Genomic DNA, 17,022 nt, shown 5'->3' on the forward strand with positions numbered 1-17,022 from the left:
TTTTATGAAATCCAAAGTAATATCGTTTTTAATCGCTTTAATTGTTTGTCAACTACCTTGTAAAGCTCAATTTTTAGACGATGAAAAGAACAAAGAACAGACTATTAAAGGCTTAGACTTCCTTTATAATCAGCAGTTTGACCAAGCCAAAGAGGCCTTAAACAACGTAAAATTGGCCTATCCACAACACCCCGTGAAGTTTCTACTTAATGCCTTAGAACTACAATGGCAATATGTGCCAATAGACAAAAATCCAGAAATCTTAAAAAAATATATAGCTGAACTAAACAAATGCATCTCAGCGGCCAAGGTGATTTACAAAAATCCTAAATACAAAAAGGAGGCTACTTTTTTCCTTTTGGCTGCTCATGGATTCATTGCACTGTCAAATAATTACCAAAAGGAATACTTCGATGCCGCCAGCGAGGCAAAAAAAGCTTATTCCTTTTTCAATGAAGGAAAAAAATATAAAAATGAGAACCCCGAATTTTTGTTTGCATCTGGATTATATAATTTTTACAGAGTGCAGTATCCAGAATCTCACCCGATGGTGAAACCAGTGGTAATGTTTTTTGAAAACGGCAATAAAAAACTTGGCCTTCAGGAACTCGAAAACTCCTATAAAAAATCTATTTTCAGCAGAACCGAAGCTGCCTTATATTTGGTTAACATCAACATAAAGTACGAATCAAACTTTAAAAAATCTCTGGTCTATTCGAATATTCTACATTCAAAATACCCCAATAACTATATTTTCAAGATAAAGCACGTGGAGAGTTTATTGCTAAACAATGAATTTGAAGAAGCCATAAAACTTATTGAGCAATTAAAATCCAGAAAAGATAAAGTGAGCCAGTTGTCAACATTGGTTTTTGAAGCTTATAAAGAAGAACACGCAGACAAAAATCTACAGGGGGCTTTAGTAAACTATGCAAAAGCACTGAAAATACCTCACGATGACCGCTACACCAAAGAATATCATGGAATGGCATATTTGGGAATGGCTCGTATATTTGTGAAACAAAAAGACCTAGGAAAAGCAAAGGCTTTGTATAAAGAATGCCTCCAAATAGCAGAATACCAATGGGTTGTGGATGCCGCTAAAACAGAATTAAAAAAAATATCTTAATTTAATCAATATGTCGAGCTCGCTGATTTTAAACGCCAAAGTCATAAATGAGGGAAAAATAGAGGAATTAGATGTCTTTGTAAAAGATGGGAAAATTGACAAAATAGGTAAAGACCTCAGACATTTAACTGCTGATAATATAGTAGATGCCTCAGAGAAATACCTAATGCCTGGTGTTATAGATGACCAAGTGCACTTTAGAGAGCCGGGATTAACACATAAAGCGACTATTGAGAGTGAATCGAAAGCTGCTTTGGCGGGAGGAACTACCAGCTTTATGGAAATGCCCAATACCGTTCCCAATGCCCTTACACAAGCCTTATTGGAGGACAAATACCAAATAGCGGCTCAATCAAGCTGGACAAACTACTCGTTTTTTATGGGTGGGTCCAATGACAATTATGATGAAGCCATGAAGACTGATTTGAGTCAAGTATGTGGTTTAAAGCTATTTATGGGTAGCTCTACCGGAAATATGTTGGTTGACAATGAAAAAACACTTGAGAACATTTTTAGTAATTTCTCAGGGCTAATAGCTACACATTGTGAAGACGAAGGCACTGTGAGAGCCAATCTGGAATTCTACAAAGAAAAATATGCAAATGGCGTAATTCCATATGATATTCATGCTCTCATCAGAAACGAGAAAGCCTGCTACTTATCCAGCTCTATGGCCTCGAGTTTAGCAAAAAAACATGGCACACGTCTTCATATCCTCCATATTTCGACGGGTGAAGAGCTCGAGTTATTCGATAATTCTATACCTCTAGCCGACAAAAAGTTGACCTCCGAGGTTTGTGTGCATCATTTATATTTTGACGCCGAAGATTATAAGCAACTTGGCACCAAGATAAAGTGTAACCCGGCCATCAAACACAATCATCGAGAAAAACTTTTAGCAGGTCTACTGAACGATAAACTCGATATTATTGCCACCGACCATGCACCTCACACCATAGAAGAAAAATCCAGTGACTATTGGAATGCACCTTCTGGTTTGCCATTGATACAAAATAGCCTCCAAGTTATGCTTGATTTTTATGCAAAAGGCAAAATAAGTCTGGAGAAAATTATAGAGAAAATGTGCCACGCTCCGGCAGAATGCTTCAAAATAGACCGCCGTGGGTATATTAGAGAAGGCTATTGGGCAGATTTGGTACTGGTAGATTTAAACTCACCATATACAGTTTCGAAAGAAAATATACTATATAAAGCAGGTTGGTCGCCTTTTGAAGGAAAAACCTTCGGAGCCAGTGTGTGCAAGACTTACATTTCGGGCGAATTACTTTATGACGAAGGTAATTTCTACAATAAGAAGTCAGGTAAAAGGCTCTTGTTCAATCGATAAATACAAAAAAAGTCGCTCCATTTAGAAGCGACTTTTTTTTGAGTACTTATGTGAGTTTTACTCTTCTAAAGACCTTATTAAGTACGGTTTGATAAATTTTCCCAAATTTCTCATAGCACCAGTTTTTTAACTCTTTCATTTCTGGTGGCAGCAACTCCTTTAAACCCTTTTTTAATTCTTTTTCGAATAACTTTGAATCAAAACTAACTTTATCCAAGATCATTTTTATATACTCAAGCATCTTCATGGGTAATATGTTTATGTCATTATATAACGTCGTTTATTTTCAATTCTTTTATAAATCTTTAAAAATAATCTTCCATTTAAGACTTTTTAAGGACTACACTCGGGATATTACATTTTCAAAATCGGTACTTTCCTCAAAAAATCCAACAATTTTTCTAAGAACAGTCTCCACGACAGCATCTGGGCAAGACGCACCGCATGTGAGTACAATTGTAGGTTTTTTACCAAAACTAAAAACACCAAAACTTTCCTTTTCCGTTTGAGTATGGATGTCAAAATGAGATACACAGTCTACCGATATTAGGTCGGCCTCCGTCTGAATAAAGTAAGTAGGAAAAGTGGTTTCAAGTAATTCCACCAAATGTGTTGTATTCGAACTGTTATAACCACCCACCACTATGGCCAAATCAGCTTGCTCTTTCATAAGGGCATAAGTAGCATCCTGATTGTCGTTGGTAGCATAACAAAGTGTATCTCGCGTACTTGCAAAAAAGGCTGGAATCTGCAACTCTGATAAGTTCTTTGCTTTAATAAGTTCGCCCTTTAAATAGTTGGCGATATCCTGAGTTTCTGAGGCCAACATAGTGGTTTGATTCACCACACCGAATCTTTCCAGATCCTTTTCAGGATCAAATCCTTCAGAAAATCTACCTTGAAACTGCTGATAAAATTCTGCCGAGGTTTTCTCCTTTCTGATGTAGGCTGCCAAAAGCTCCGCCTCCGACATGTCTTTTATAACTATGGTGGGCGAGTTTTCTTGACTATGCGAAAATGTCGCTCGGGTTTCTTCGTGATCGGGTTTTCCATGTACTATAACACTAAATCCCCTCTCTCCTATTTGTTGGGCACGGTTCCAGACTTTCTCAACAAAAGGACAAGTAGTATCATATTGGTATGAATTTATACCTAAAGCAGCCAGTTCGTTTTGCAACTCGATGGTCGTTCCAAAAGCCGGCACTATCACTATGTCATCTGCTTTTAGATCTGCAAAGGCTTCCAATTTATTGCCTTTTGTATCCATCAAAAACTTTACTCCTCTAGACAACAAATCGGCGTTTACCTCAGGGTTATGGATCATTTCGCTTAACAAGAAAATCCGCTTACCTTCATTCTCTGTTAACACTTTATAGGCAATCTCCACCGCATTTTCTACACCATAACAAAACCCAAAATGCCTAGCTATCAATATCTTAACACTCTCGAAATCCAGAACAGTAGGACTAAAGTCTTTCTTTAACTTATCTTTTAACCTGCGTTTTTCTTTGATACTTGCTATTATGGAACTTCTATATATTTGCGGAATCTCAAATGTCTTCATTCAATTGGTTTTCGTTATTTTGAAAACTTAATGCATTATTGCTTTGTTCCAAAATTATCAATTAATCTGCTCATTAGTGCTAAATATTAATTATTTTCGCACCTTTCTTCCTAATATTTTTCAGCACATGAGGTCAAAACTTCTGTTCCTTGTATTTCTTGTAAGTCTGCAAAGTGGTTTCTCGCAAAGTGCCAATAGTTCAATTTCACAAATATCTGATGCATTTCTTGAAAGAATAGAAGTTAAATCTGGCAAACTATCTAATACATTTCATGCCAACGTAAAACCCTTCAGCAGACAACAAATAGGTGATTTTTTAGCCCAAATAGATACCTCTACTTTTTTGAAATTTTCAAAAGTAGATAGGCGGAACCTCGAATATCTCCAGATAGATAATTGGGAGTTTATCAATCAAAATAAAATAATAGAAAATAAAAGTAAAAAACCCATCCTCAAGCATCTCTACAAAAACAAATCAGAGATGTACTATGTACAAGCTGATGATTATGACATTCACGCTTCACCGATTTTAAATGTCGGTCTCGGAACCAACTCCGCCCATGGTGAATTAGCTTCAAAATCTACATTTGTAAATACGCGGGGAATAGAAATTAGAGGAAGCATTAACAAAAAGTTGGGCTTTTATACGATGTTAACTGATAACCAAAGCTCAAGTGCCAATTTTCTGGTGAATTTCTACAAAATTTACGAGGGTTATCCTTACCAATCGTTGGTAAAAATAAAAAATGATAACTACGATTTACTTCAAGGCGACTATTTTTCAGCTCTTGGCTATTTCGCCTTTAAGCCTATAAAAAGCCTTACCCTGACGTTTGGACATGACAAAAACTTTATCGGCTCGGGAATCAGATCCATGGTTCTCAGTGATTTTAGTGCACCATATTTACAACTAAAAACAGACCTACGAATTGGCAGACTTCAATATTTGTCTATTCTAGGACAAATGACCAACCTACAAGTTGTAAATCCACCTTTTAGCCAAATCACCAACGCACCTAAGTACATGGCTTTTCATCACCTAAACATTAATCTTACCAAAACCCTCAATGTAGGTTTGTTTGAAAGCGTGATGTATGGCAATCGTAGAACAGGTTTTGAGTTAAACTATCTCAATCCCGTTATTTTCTACAGATTCGTGGAAGGTTATTTGGGGAGCTCTGACAATGCCATGGTTGGGGCCGACTTTAAGCTTAATCTTTTCAAAACATTTACGGCGTACGGCCAGTATTTTTTAGATGAGTACAATTCAACTGAGTTTAAAAAAGAGGGTTGGTGGTCCAAAAAATATGCTTGGCAACTGGGAGCAAAATATTTTGATGTATTTAAAATCAAAAATCTTGACCTCCAATATGAACTCAATAGGGCCAGACCCTACATGTATTCTCACTTTACAGACTACACCAACTACGTAAATTACAACCTCCCTGTTGCTCATCCATTAGGAGCAAATTTTAAAGAAAACATTGTTTCTGTCAAATATCAACCTCATGCCAAAGTATTTCTATCATTTGTGGCCATGAGTGCCTTGAAAGGGGAAGACAAAGACAGTAGTAATTACGGGGGAAATATAAAACTTAATAACCGCATTGGAAGAATATCAGATTATGACAACTACATAGGTCAGGGCTTCGAAAACCGCATTAAAAATACAGAAATGGTGGCCTCGGTAATGGTAAAACACAACTTATTCATTGATTTAATGTATCAAAGACGCAAAGATTCTTACTTTGAAGACGAAACCGAGAGTATTTTGTCGTTTGGCCTTAGGTGGAACATGGTGAGGAGGCAACTGCTATTTTAACAAAAAAAACCTGCGATTAAATCGCAGGTCTAAAGCTTTTAGAAAAATTTAAGATGTTTTGTATCGTCGATTCTCTCGGACTTAGATTTATCTGGTTCATTTCTTCTTTAATCTCTATACAGTCGAGATAGAACTCCAGCAAATCATTGTCATAAATTAAAGAGGTCTCAATGATAACATTTTCAGAACTCGAGGTTTCGTTATAAATGTAACGGACAATCTCATTCTGCGTTGATGTACAGGTTTGTGTCATAGGCATATTTTGTTTTACTCATCAATTTTCTCAGATTGATAAGAGCATAACGCATACGTCCTAATGCAGTATTGATACTCACGCCCGTAGCTTCGGCAATCTCTTGGAAACTGAGGTCTTCATAATGCCTCATTACCAATACTTCGCGTTGTTGCTCCGGCAACTTCTTGATCATACTCCTCAAATGCTCGTAAGATTCTTTTTTGATTTGAGCTGACTCAATAGAATCTTCTGCGAAATTAAGAGAGTTGAACACACTACTTCCATCCTCAAAAACTACGTTAGGATAACGTTTTGCCCTACGAAAATAGTCAATGGCCAAGTTGTGGGCAATCCGAAGAATCCATGGCAAAAATTTGCCTTCTTCGTTGTACCTTCCTTCTTTCAAGGTCTTTATGGCCTTAATAAAGGTGTCTTGGGTTAGGTCTTCAGCGACGTAACTGTCTTTCACAACAAGGTAAATAGTAGTGTAAACTTTGGACTTGTATCTATTAACAAGCGTGGCGAATGCCTTTTCGTCTCCACGTATGTACGCTGATATAAGCTCACTTTCGTTAACTAGGATTTTTTCCATTATGTATTTTCAGATTAGTTAACGTAGAGTTTTATACCATATTGTACGAACGGGGTTTTTAAATTTGAAGAATTATTTTTCCGAAATATAAAACAATAAATTTTTAAAAGTCAAATTTTGGTAGAAAAAAATTAGTTAACGGTTAGTTAATAACCATTTTAAACACAATATTTTCTCTTGAAAGACCTCTAAATTTACTTCAAAAACTATTCCAAATAAACAAAAAGGGCATTTAATGTGTCATAGGGAAGATTATATTGGGTTTTTCAACGTTTATTTAAAAAAAGACTTTTCGGTACGATTTTTGTAAAAGAGTATGTACGAAATGTTATTGAATGGTACTAAATCAAGCTTTCAAAACTTTTATCTAGTTTTTGATTATTTTTGCACCTAGGTGCTTAAAAAATTAACAAATATCAATTTTATCTGACATTAGGATGACCAAACTTTTATTTAAGGTTATTGTGTTTTTGGCCTTTATATTTATAGGCTCGAAAACTTACGCACAAAAAGATTTAATCATTACACAAGCCGGAGAAGAGATAAGGTGTAAAATCTTAGACGAAACCCCGACAAGGTTTGTTTATGCTTACTTGGGTCCAAAGAATAAAATTCTGAGAAATGAAATATTCAAAAATCTAGTATCCTCTTTTAAATACAGCTATTACCCTAGTGATGTTTTGAAAAATGACAAACTAATAGAAAAAACCAAGTCGGGACAATCAAACAGAGCAGAACCACTTAGACCATCCACTGCTGAGGAAAAGCCTTCAACGGCTTCAAAAGGCAAGGAAACACCAGCAAAAAAAGAAGTAGGCAGCAATAACAAAAAAGCTGCAGTAACTGCTACAAGTAAAGATAGCTTGAGCACCAAAAGCAGCCCAGAAACGGCAAAATCTACGAGTACAGAATCTTCGGAAAAAGTAGCGGAAAAACCTGTAGAAAATAATACCCAAAAACCTCTAGAAGACTCCAAACCCGATACAAAAAACTCGAAGGCTGATAAATTAGCAAAAGAGGCTGAGGCTAAAAAAGAAGAAATAAAGAAAGAAGATTTGTCTCCATTGGCTGATGCCGAGCCTGTTTCAGAGTTTAAAAACTACCTCAAGTACAGAATAGGTGCCAAGGGTGGTTTGGGAAACATTATTGCCAAGAACACGGATACCTCTCCCTATGGATTGTATAAAGAAAAGCTCCTTAGAGGTTGGATGTTTGGCGTAGATGCCGCATACTTTTTTAAAGATAATATAGGAATTGGAGCAACTTACACGAATTTTCAGGCTAGAAATTCAAGCACCCAACTCGATTACCCCAATTTGTTTACTGGTGAAGCTATTTCAGCGGGACAACTGTCAAACAAGGTATCGCATAAGTTTGTAGGTCCAACATTTTTATATAGAAAAAACATAGACTACAAAACGTTCGCAATTTTGACCTTAAGCCCAGGTATGCACCTATACACCGACAAAGGTTTAACCAACAATGCAGCGTTTAAATTTACAGGACAGGCCTATGGTGCTGCAGCTACACTAGGTTTAGACTTTTTGTTGGGAAATGACATTTTCGGACGAGATATTATACTCAGCCTTGAGGGCGGTTACAACTACGGCCAAATAACCACCATAGACAATTCTATAGAAAAAGTTAAACTACCTACGGCCATAAATCTAAACAGATTAGACTTTACCATAGGCCTACGTTTCACGAGATTCCCGATGTATCTGAGGTAAAAAGCTTATTTCGCCAAAGTGCCATAAAGGTCAAACTCAGCAGCACTGGTAATTTTAACATCAGCGAAGTCGCCAAGCCTTACATACTCGTCAGCCGATACCAAGACTTCGTTGTCTACTTCTGGGGAATCAAATTGGGTTCTTCCTATAAAATACCCACTTTCTTTTCTATCAAAAAGGACTTTGTAAGTATTGCCAACTTTCTTTTGATTGAGCTCCTCAGATATTCCTTGCTGTAGCTCCATGATAATATCCACTCTTTCTTGTTTTTCCTCGGCTGGTATGTCGTCGTTCATCTGATATGAATGCGTGTCGTCTTCGTGAGAATATTGAAACACGCCCAATCTATCAAATCTTTGCTCCTTTACGAAGTTATACATCTCCTCAAACATATCTTCAGTTTCGCCTGGATGACCCGCAATAAGTGTGGTTCGGATGGCAATTTCAGGTACTTTGTTGCGGATATCTGCCAATAGTTGCTCGGTTTTAGGTCTATCAATGCCACGACGCATGATTTTCAACATCTCTGAAGAGCCATGTTGCAAGGGCATGTCCAAATATTTACAGATATTTGGTTTCTTGGCCATTACGTCCAATATATCCATCGGAAAACCCGACGGGTAAGCGTATTGTAAACGTATCCAATCGATACCTTCCACATCAGATAACCTGTCCAAAAACTCAGCTAAATTTCTTTTTTTGTAAATATCTAAACCATAATAAGTTAGATCTTGTGCGATGAGAATAATTTCCTTTGTGCCTTTGGCTGCAAGATTTTTAGCAGAAAGTAACAACTCTTCCATTGGCCGAGACTCATGCTTGCCTCTCATGAGCGGAATAGCACAAAAACTACACGGACGGTCGCATCCCTCAGCAATTTTGAGATAGGCATAATGGGCTGGGGTAGTCAAAAGACGTTCACCAACAAGCTCCTTTTTATAATCCGCCTTGAGTGTTTTAAGCAATCTAGGAAGTTCATTGGTACCAAACCAAGAGTCTACAAGTGGTATTTCTTTTTCAAGTTCGTCCTTATATCTGTGCGATAAACAACCTGTAACTATTACTTTCTCTACATGACCAGCTTCTTTGGCCTCCACGTATCTTAGAATGGTATCTATACTCTCCTGCTTGGCGTTGTCTATAAATCCACAGGTGTTAATAACTACTATTTGAGCGTCGTCCTTTTCGGCTTCATGTGTTACACTTAAACCATTTCCCTTTAGTTGTGTGTACAATATTTCTGAGTCAACAAGGTTTTTTGAACAACCCAATGTGACTATATTGATTTTTGACTTACGATTTCCTTTTGTTTTCATCTGATGTAATTTCTGTACAAAGGTCGAGGAAAATCGCCACAAAACGGTATTTACAAGGAATGTATTTCAAAAAAATACATGTTACGAAAGGCTAAAATTAACTCCGAACGACAAATTATCTTAGTAATTCCAGAATTCCATCTTTGTTAAAAGATTCGCCATTTTTTAAAATTGCAGATATTCTGTAAAAATAAATACCAGCAGGAGCTGTTTTACCTTTGATACTTCCATCCCAACTTTCAGCTGGATTGGATAGTTGAACTACCTGCTCTCCATATCTATTAAAAACTTGGAGGTTATAAGATTCGATGTTGTCGAATTTTCCTTTAAGTCCAAAAAAATCGTTAAACTTATCATTATTCGGCGTAAATACATTAGGGAAGACCAGATTCGTTGGAACTTCCATCTTTACCACATTAGAATAACTCACTAAGGCCGGATTAGAATCAGAAACGGTTTTGAGCCTAATCTTTGCTTGGTCGTTGTAACCTTCAAAATCGGCCTCATGTTGGTTTCCAATTACTGGTTTTAAAGCTTTAATAGTATTGGCGTTCTCTTCCAAATATTCAATCTCTCTTGAAGCAATATTTGATTCAGAGAATGGATTGTCGTTTTTCCAATTGAGTAGCTTGGGTTCTTGATAACTCATAAATACAGAAGCAACAGAATCAGAAAGGGCCGAAACGCTTTCACACTTGTCTATATAACCAATTCTGTATTCCTCAGATTTCGAAGCCAATACCTTGTCTGCAATAAAATCCGTCGGATGAACTAAGCTGTCTATTTTCTTAAAACTACCATTACTTTTTTTGTATAAAACCCAACGGTTAATGTCTATGGGCCAGTTTGGGGTTTTATCAAAGTACACGGCATTCTTATTATCGAAATCAGTACTAACATACACCTCCTTTGGCTTTTCAGCTACAATATTTGACCTATCTACACATACAAGATTAGAGAGACTTTGTCCTGAAAATTTTAGAAATCCTATTTGACCAGTGGTATTGACTTTTACTCTATAACAATATTTGTTTTTACAAGTAATTGTATTATCGGTATAAGTAAAAATATTGGCAAAAAGCATAATTGGGGTCACAATTGATGAGTTTTCTGTTCGTTCAATTCGCTGGCTGATTGCAATATTGGTAATAAAATTACTAGGCATACCAAACATTGTATTAGGGTATCTAGTCCAGTCCAATTTATACTGATAAGGGCTAAAAACAACACTTTTAAGTGGATGTGTGCATAGCTCGGCTGACCATTCGGTTGAGAAACCACAGCCAGTTTTTTCTCTTTGAATAAAATAACAATACGACTTGGTGCTATCTGGTATATTCACCGAGTATTTGCCAGGAACAATATTAGAAATTATCACATTACTTGTAGTTGGTAAAGTGCCTTTAGGATAGGCATAGAGCCGGTATTGTTCAGCGGCAACATTAGAAGTGTGATACGAACCTGTAAAAGTTATGGTCGCTTTTTGTGGATTTTGTAGCTTGACTTCAGAAATATTGGGATTGAATGGGCGATCAATACCTCCTGCAACCAAAACAGAAGACGTAATTGTGGTAGTAGGAACAGGAGTTGAACAGCCTTTCGTTGGATCATTATAATTACCTGTAACTTTAAACTGAGTTGGCAAAACAACATTTTTAGTCGTTTGATAGGGCAATTGACTTCGAGTAATCATTGTGCTAGTGGTACCAACAATAATTTCATAAGTGTCGAAATCATTATAAGTATGAACTGGAATATTTACAACAAGCGAACTTCCCACGCATTGGGTGTAGCTATGAATGGCATAATTCCCAGGTCTTACAACCAGATTTTTGCAAGCTACTGAAACTTTACCATTAAAATCACCAATTTGTACAACAGTAAATGTTTCAGGTTTTTTGACCAAAGAAGTATAGTCAAACGTGATTTGTGAGGTGGCCAACATTTTAACTTCTTCTAGGCTTTCTCCTTGATAGTTAAAGACATATTTAACATTTTTGCTCAATGATTTATCCGTAACTGTCAACATTTGTGGTAAACAGAGTGTAGTACTACTTAGGTCAAATTCACCTTTGGCAAACGAAGGTTGTTGACACAAATCCTGAGATTTGGACTGAAAAAAAACGAAAGTCAATATGGAAAGTAATATTAATCGCAACCTATTTTCGATTTTGTTTCCTTTAAATATAACATGTATCAAACTTTTAACAAAAACCATTGTTTTGAATTTGAAGACATTTTTAGAACGAAGATAAAAAATAGTTAAGGATAAAGCACATGAACGACAATAAATTTTTTAAACGGAGGGAGCCATTTGCATTTATGCTTTATTTGGCCATTTTTGGAAGTACTTTATTATTTTTAGCAATTTTTGTGATTTTTCTAAAAAAAGAACTCGTCAATCAAAATATCCCATTGGTTCTACCGAAGGTTTTTTGGGCAAGTTCAGTGGCTATTTTGGGCAGTAGTTTATCTATATTTTTGGCCAAGAAAAACCTTGAAAATCAAATTTTTAAAGGATTCAAAACTAACCTAGGCATTACTTATTTACTAGGTTTGGCATTTTTGGTTTTACAGATAACAGGTTGGATGGAATTAGCAAACAGAGGCTTTACGATGGCCAACCATACGGGTGTTTCATTTTTATACATTTTATCAGGACTCCACATCTTACATACTTTTGGAGGTATAGTGGGCTTATCACTGACTGTAGCCAAGGTTTTCCGTAACAAATCTTATGTAGACTCATTTGTTTACAGCGTTAATCCACCCAACCAATTGAATTTCAAACTAATCTATATTTATTGGCACTTCTTGGATGTATTGTGGCTGTTTATTTTCTTATTTTTGTTGTATCATGCTACATAAAACAAAAGGAATTGTCATCAGTTTTGTAAAATACAAGGAGACATCCATCATTGTAAAAATATACACAGAGATTTTTGGTATTCAAACATACATCGAGAATGGCGTAAGGAGCTCTAAAGGAAAAAATAAAATAGCTCTTTTTCAGCCACTTACACTACTCGACCTTGTGGTTTATCACGACTCCAAAAAAGAAATTCATAGAATCTCAGAAATAAAATGCCTCTACCCTTACAACACCATAACCGTAGATATTAAGAAATCGAGCCTTGGAATTTTTGTAAACGAAGTACTCAACAACAGCCTAAAAGAGCATGCCGAAAACACACCGCTGTTCAATTTCCTTGAGGACTCCTTGAAATATCTCGACCAACACGAAGAGCAAATTGAGAACTTTCACCTCTATTTTCTGATCAACTATTGCTTTTATTTGGGATTTGGGCCAGAAAACGAAGACGATGTAGTGAACCAATTACAAGAACACGCAATTCCGGTAAGTTCTGACGAGAAAAAGCTTTTGAAAGACCTAATTCAACAAAATTTTGGAAGTACATTATTTATAAACAAACACCTAAGGATGAGACTATTAGACCTTATTCTTACCTACTATAAAATACATGTGGAGGGTTTTGGCAACTTGCGTTCGATGGGCGTTTTGAAAGAAGTACTGGAGTAATTATTTTTTAGAAGAAATCTTACTTTCAGTACCCTTGGCGAGCCTTTTGATGTTTTCGCGGTGCGTAAAAACCAATAGCAAAAACAATCCAAAAGCTATGAGAGACATGTAGGTTTGGTCAAAATTGAAAAACAAATAGTAAAATACAAATGTCAAACCAGCTAACATAGAGGCCAGTGAAACGTATCTTGTAAAATATACAACCGCAACAAACACTGCAACACTAAGACCAGCCCCGGCAGGTGAAACCGCCAAAATAACACCCAATGAAGTAGCAATACCTTTTCCTCCTTTGAAATTGGCAAAAACTGACCAGATATGCCCCAAAATAGCTACAATACCTACAGTGAATGTTTGTTCTTCAGAAAAATCCAAATAACGAGCAAGCAAAACTGGTAATAGACCTTTTAATAAATCAAAAATAAGAACTATAATGCCTGCTTTCTTTCCTAAAACTCTGAGGGAATTGGTAGCCCCCACATTGCCACTACCATGTTGTCTGATATCTATCCCATGAAAATATTTGGCATACCAATATGCAGTAGGGATGGAACCCACCAAATAAGCAAATGCGTAAACTACAACTTTCAATAACATCGGGACTTTCTGGTATTATTTCGCAAAAATACAAAATTGTACGATTTTAATACCAAAAAATAAAAAATGATTGTAAATGGCTTATTTACAATCATTTAAAAAATATCAAGATTTAATTTTTCCCTAAACCTTTTTTCTTGAGAGCGAGGTCATGAGCAGTATCATAGTAAGCCCTAAGGTTGGTCCAGTCAAATACATCTGAGATGTTTTCAACGCGGTTTCTTTGCATAATTCTATCGCGGCGGGTCATGGTAACAAACTTAAACATGATGTTGGCCAATTGATCGGCTGCTTTGTCGAAGTTCTGGTCCTTTCTATTTACCACATACACACCTACGTTTTCGTAGTCTGTCATCAGCTGCATCATGAAATCTCCAAAACCTGATAAGTCACTGGTAACTGTTGGAATACCTCTGACCACGCACTCGAGCGGTGTATAACCCCATGGTTCATAATAACTTGGAAATACACCCAAGTGACAACCTCTCACAAACTGACTATATTCTAAACCAAAAAGTGGATTGGTTGGTGAGATAAAATCGGGATGGTAGACAAATTTCACCCTGTCCTGCTGGTGATTCATGAGGTTGGTTCTCTCAAAGAAATCGGTGATATCGTCAGGCTCTTTCAGCAGATGAGTCACCGTGCGAGGAAGGGTTTTAGTTCTCCAAGTTTGTATAGTCCTTCTTAACCGAAGTCTCCAGTACTCACTTACAAACTCGTTGAGGTCAGGCAAGTTTACATCCTCATTTGATGCCGAAGCATGAAAAAGATGCTCACCGATTTCTTTCTCCATTGACTCGCAAGTCTGTCGGATTTCCTCCATCACTGCACGAGACTGAAGCACCTGAGGATCAATAGAATGTACCGGATTTTTCGTTATCATAAACATCACTACCGTCATGTCCAGACCAGACTGTACAATCTTGAAATTGAGCCTTTTTAGTGCTTCCAAAGTAAGGTCGTAGCCCTTGTTTTTGAACTCATATCGGCCTGAGGTAAAGAAGTAAAGTGTATTGTCAAGATCCCAAGAGTAACTCTGAAAGAAATGCCCCATCACAAACTGATTGATTTTTTGTTTGTATTTGAGGTGTAAATTCTGAAACTCGTGTGTGGCCGCAAATCGTGTAATGTTCAGACCGTTAGGAAGAATCAAGTCGCACACTCTTCCGAAGAAAACCTCACACTCTTTGGCTGTAACATCGCTCACTGTTGTAAGTACGTGCGACAATTGAGCTGACTGACGCTCTATACCTGCTTGGGCTTCAATACCGTAGTTTTTGGCCTCTTTCTCCCAGTCGTATCTATCCAGCTTTTCATAAAAATCATTCACATTGCCGGCAATGTACCTACCCAACATGGTGGCATGGGTGGTAAATACTGTACCAATATTTACCTTGTCTTTTCGCAAATCAATCAATGCTGTCGAAGCCATCCACTCGTGAAAATGGGCAATTACCTCTTGCTTTTTGCTATGGTCTTCTACAAAAGATTGCAGGTATTGCCTCACCAAATCACCAAACGCTATAACACGGTTTACCAAATCCTCGCAATTAATAGTCGATATTCTGTGTCTTTCCCAAAGATCAAACTTCAACATATCTACCTTGGCTAGATTGGCATGAAAATCAATAAGTATGATTCTTGGCTTACCTGTAACCAACCAACGACCATAATACACCTCCATCCCCTTTTCTCTCAATCCTTGTGCGGCTTTTGAAAATATAGAATCGTCGTTATCAAGCCTTTCAAACTCAATACCAGCTGTCTGGGCAAAATATGGTCCAATCAGACAGTAATTGTCACCCCATTCCTCCACCATTGCGGGTACTTTGGAGCGTATAACGGTATAAATTCCACCAACTTGATTACAAACTTCCCAAGCTATTTCAAAAAGAATTGGCTTAGCTGAGGTCTTTCTCTCAATTTTTACTGTTTCCTCTTGTTCTCTTTTCAATTTTCCTATGGGCATATAAATTCAAGTTTATAAATATTAATGGTCTGTTTTATAGATATTTAATAAAAAAATCACTGTTTTTAGACAATATAATCTAAACACAGTGATAAAAATAAAAATAAAAATGTTAAATAAAATCTTTTCAGTCTAAAATAACTCTCCCAATTTATATTTAGGAACGAGATTCAAATGCCTGTACGCTTTTTCGGTAGCCTCACGGCCTCTGGCTGTTCTTTTAAGAAAACCTTCTTGTATCAAAAACGGCTCATAAACCTCCTCAATTGTTTCGGCCTCCTCTCCTACTGCAGTGGCTATGGTAGATAACCCCACCGGACCTCCTTTGAATTTTTCGACAATGGTTAGTAATATCCTATTGTCCATTTCGTCAAGACCGTCTTGATCAACTTCAAGTGCGGTGAGGGCCATTTCGGCTATTTCTATGGTGATAATGCCGTTGCCTTTTACTTGTGCAAAATCTCGGGTTCTTCTCAACAAGTTATTGGCAATCCTAGGCGTTCCTCTACTTCTTCGGGCTATTTCGAAAGCTCCTTTCTCGTCTATGGGTGTATTTAAAATTTGTGCCGAACGCACCAATATTCGACTTAAAAGTTCGGCATCGTAGTACTCCAAACGGGCATTAATTCCAAATCTAGCTCTTAGAGGCGATGTCAATAATCCAGAACGAGTAGTAGCTCCAACCAAAGTGAATGGATTCAGACCAATCTGCACACTGCGGGCATTGGGGCCTGAATCGAGCATGATGTCTATTTTGTAATCTTCCATGGCCGAATACAGGTATTCTTCCACTATCGGATTCAATCGGTGAATCTCATCGATAAAAAGTACATCGTTGGTATCTAATGAAGTCAATAAGCCAGCCAAATCGCTGGGTTTATCCAGCACGGGACCTGAGGTTATTTTCAGACTTGCACCTAACTCATTGGCTACTATATGCGAGAGTGTAGTTTTTCCCAAACCTGGAGGTCCGTGTAGTAAAACATGATCCAAGGCCTCATTCCGCATTTTGGCGGCCTTCACAAACACCTTCAAGTTTTCCAAGATTTTATCCTGCCCTGCAAAATCTTCAAACGAAACAGGCCTCAAAGCCCTTTCGAAATCTTTTTCGCCTGGGCTCATTCCCTCATCATCTCCTGTTAAAAAATCTTGACGCATGTATTGAATATTATTTTC

The 17,022-nt window shown here is 37.1% G+C and carries 14 protein-coding genes; 6 read left to right on the forward strand and 8 right to left on the reverse strand.

All coding sequences use genetic code 11. The annotated features are described in order from the left end of the window. Positions 1-4: 4 nt before the first annotated feature. Positions 5-1,129, forward strand: coding sequence for a tetratricopeptide repeat protein (locus tag EGI31_RS02980; RefSeq protein WP_255035660.1), 1,125 nt, complete (start codon positions 5-7; stop codon positions 1,127-1,129). Between the two features lie 10 nt (positions 1,130-1,139). Beyond that, complete coding sequence (locus EGI31_RS02985; RefSeq protein ID WP_255035661.1) at positions 1,140-2,477, forward strand: dihydroorotase; 1,338 nt, start codon at positions 1,140-1,142, stop codon at positions 2,475-2,477. A 340-nt stretch (positions 2,478-2,817) separates the two neighbouring features. Here EGI31_RS02985 and EGI31_RS02995 read toward each other — a convergent pair whose 3' ends face one another. Further along, positions 2,818-4,041: a 4-hydroxy-3-methylbut-2-enyl diphosphate reductase gene (locus EGI31_RS02995; RefSeq protein WP_255035663.1), complete on the reverse strand. Its 1,224-nt coding sequence runs from the start codon at positions 4,039-4,041 to the stop codon at positions 2,818-2,820. A gap of 127 nt (positions 4,042-4,168) precedes the next feature. Here EGI31_RS02995 and EGI31_RS03000 point away from each other — a divergent pair, with 127 nt between their 5' ends. Beyond that, complete coding sequence (locus EGI31_RS03000) at positions 4,169-5,863, forward strand: capsule assembly Wzi family protein (RefSeq protein WP_255035664.1); 1,695 nt, start codon at positions 4,169-4,171, stop codon at positions 5,861-5,863. A gap of 16 nt (positions 5,864-5,879) precedes the next feature. Here the strand turns inward: EGI31_RS03000 and EGI31_RS03005 are convergent, their stop codons facing one another. Together EGI31_RS03005 and EGI31_RS03010 are read right to left on the reverse strand one after the other, a co-directional pair. Continuing rightward, positions 5,880-6,116, reverse strand: coding sequence for a hypothetical protein (locus EGI31_RS03005; protein WP_255035665.1), 237 nt, complete (start codon positions 6,114-6,116; stop codon positions 5,880-5,882). Beyond that, a complete protein-coding gene (locus tag EGI31_RS03010) occupies positions 6,085-6,690 on the reverse strand; it encodes an RNA polymerase sigma factor (RefSeq protein WP_255035666.1) in 606 nt (201 codons plus the stop codon). Before EGI31_RS03010 ends, EGI31_RS03005 begins: the two co-directional genes overlap by 32 nt. 437 nt (positions 6,691-7,127) lie before the next feature. On the opposite strand from EGI31_RS03010, the gene EGI31_RS03015 reads away from it, so the two are divergent. Further along, positions 7,128-8,420 carry a hypothetical protein gene (locus EGI31_RS03015; protein ID WP_255035667.1) on the forward strand — a complete coding sequence of 431 codons (1,293 nt, stop codon included), beginning with the start codon at positions 7,128-7,130 and terminating at the stop codon, positions 8,418-8,420. Positions 8,421-8,425: 5 nt separating this feature from the next. Here the strand turns inward: EGI31_RS03015 and rimO are convergent, their stop codons facing one another. Beyond that, positions 8,426-9,736, reverse strand: coding sequence for a 30S ribosomal protein S12 methylthiotransferase RimO (gene rimO / locus EGI31_RS03020; RefSeq protein ID WP_255035668.1), 1,311 nt, complete (start codon positions 9,734-9,736; stop codon positions 8,426-8,428). A 115-nt stretch (positions 9,737-9,851) separates the two neighbouring features. Beyond that, the gene (locus EGI31_RS03025) at positions 9,852-11,894 is read right to left on the reverse strand and encodes a T9SS type B sorting domain-containing protein (protein WP_255035669.1); all 2,043 of its coding nucleotides are present in this window, start codon (positions 11,892-11,894) and stop codon (positions 9,852-9,854) included. Between the two features lie 119 nt (positions 11,895-12,013). Between EGI31_RS03025 and EGI31_RS03030 the strand changes: the two genes are divergently transcribed. Both EGI31_RS03030 and recO read left to right on the forward strand, forming a co-directional pair. After that, positions 12,014-12,604 carry a cytochrome c oxidase subunit 3 gene (locus EGI31_RS03030; protein ID WP_255035670.1) on the forward strand — a complete coding sequence of 197 codons (591 nt, stop codon included), beginning with the start codon at positions 12,014-12,016 and terminating at the stop codon, positions 12,602-12,604. Further along, complete coding sequence (recO, locus tag EGI31_RS03035) at positions 12,594-13,277, forward strand: DNA repair protein RecO (RefSeq protein ID WP_255035671.1); 684 nt, start codon at positions 12,594-12,596, stop codon at positions 13,275-13,277. The genes EGI31_RS03030 and recO overlap by 11 nt, the downstream gene beginning before the upstream one ends. On the opposite strand, the gene plsY is transcribed toward recO, so the two are convergent. The 3 genes from plsY to ruvB all read right to left on the reverse strand — a co-directional run bounded on the left by plsY (position 13,278) and on the right by ruvB (position 17,004). After that, positions 13,278-13,874 (reverse strand): glycerol-3-phosphate 1-O-acyltransferase PlsY, encoded by a 597-nt coding sequence (gene plsY, locus EGI31_RS03040; protein WP_255035672.1) that lies wholly within the window; start codon positions 13,872-13,874, stop codon positions 13,278-13,280. Between the two features lie 112 nt (positions 13,875-13,986). Beyond that, positions 13,987-15,846: a glycosyltransferase family protein gene (locus tag EGI31_RS03045; RefSeq protein ID WP_255035673.1), complete on the reverse strand. Its 1,860-nt coding sequence runs from the start codon at positions 15,844-15,846 to the stop codon at positions 13,987-13,989. 132 nt (positions 15,847-15,978) lie between these two features. After that, on the reverse strand, positions 15,979-17,004 hold the full coding sequence (gene ruvB / locus EGI31_RS03050; RefSeq protein WP_255035674.1) for a Holliday junction branch migration DNA helicase RuvB: 1,026 nt from the start codon (positions 17,002-17,004) through the stop codon (positions 15,979-15,981). Positions 17,005-17,022 lie beyond the last annotated feature (18 nt).

This window comes from Lacihabitans soyangensis (genome assembly GCF_024343775.1).
In the GTDB taxonomy this organism is placed as follows: domain Bacteria; phylum Bacteroidota; class Bacteroidia; order Cytophagales; family Spirosomataceae; genus Leadbetterella; species Leadbetterella soyangensis.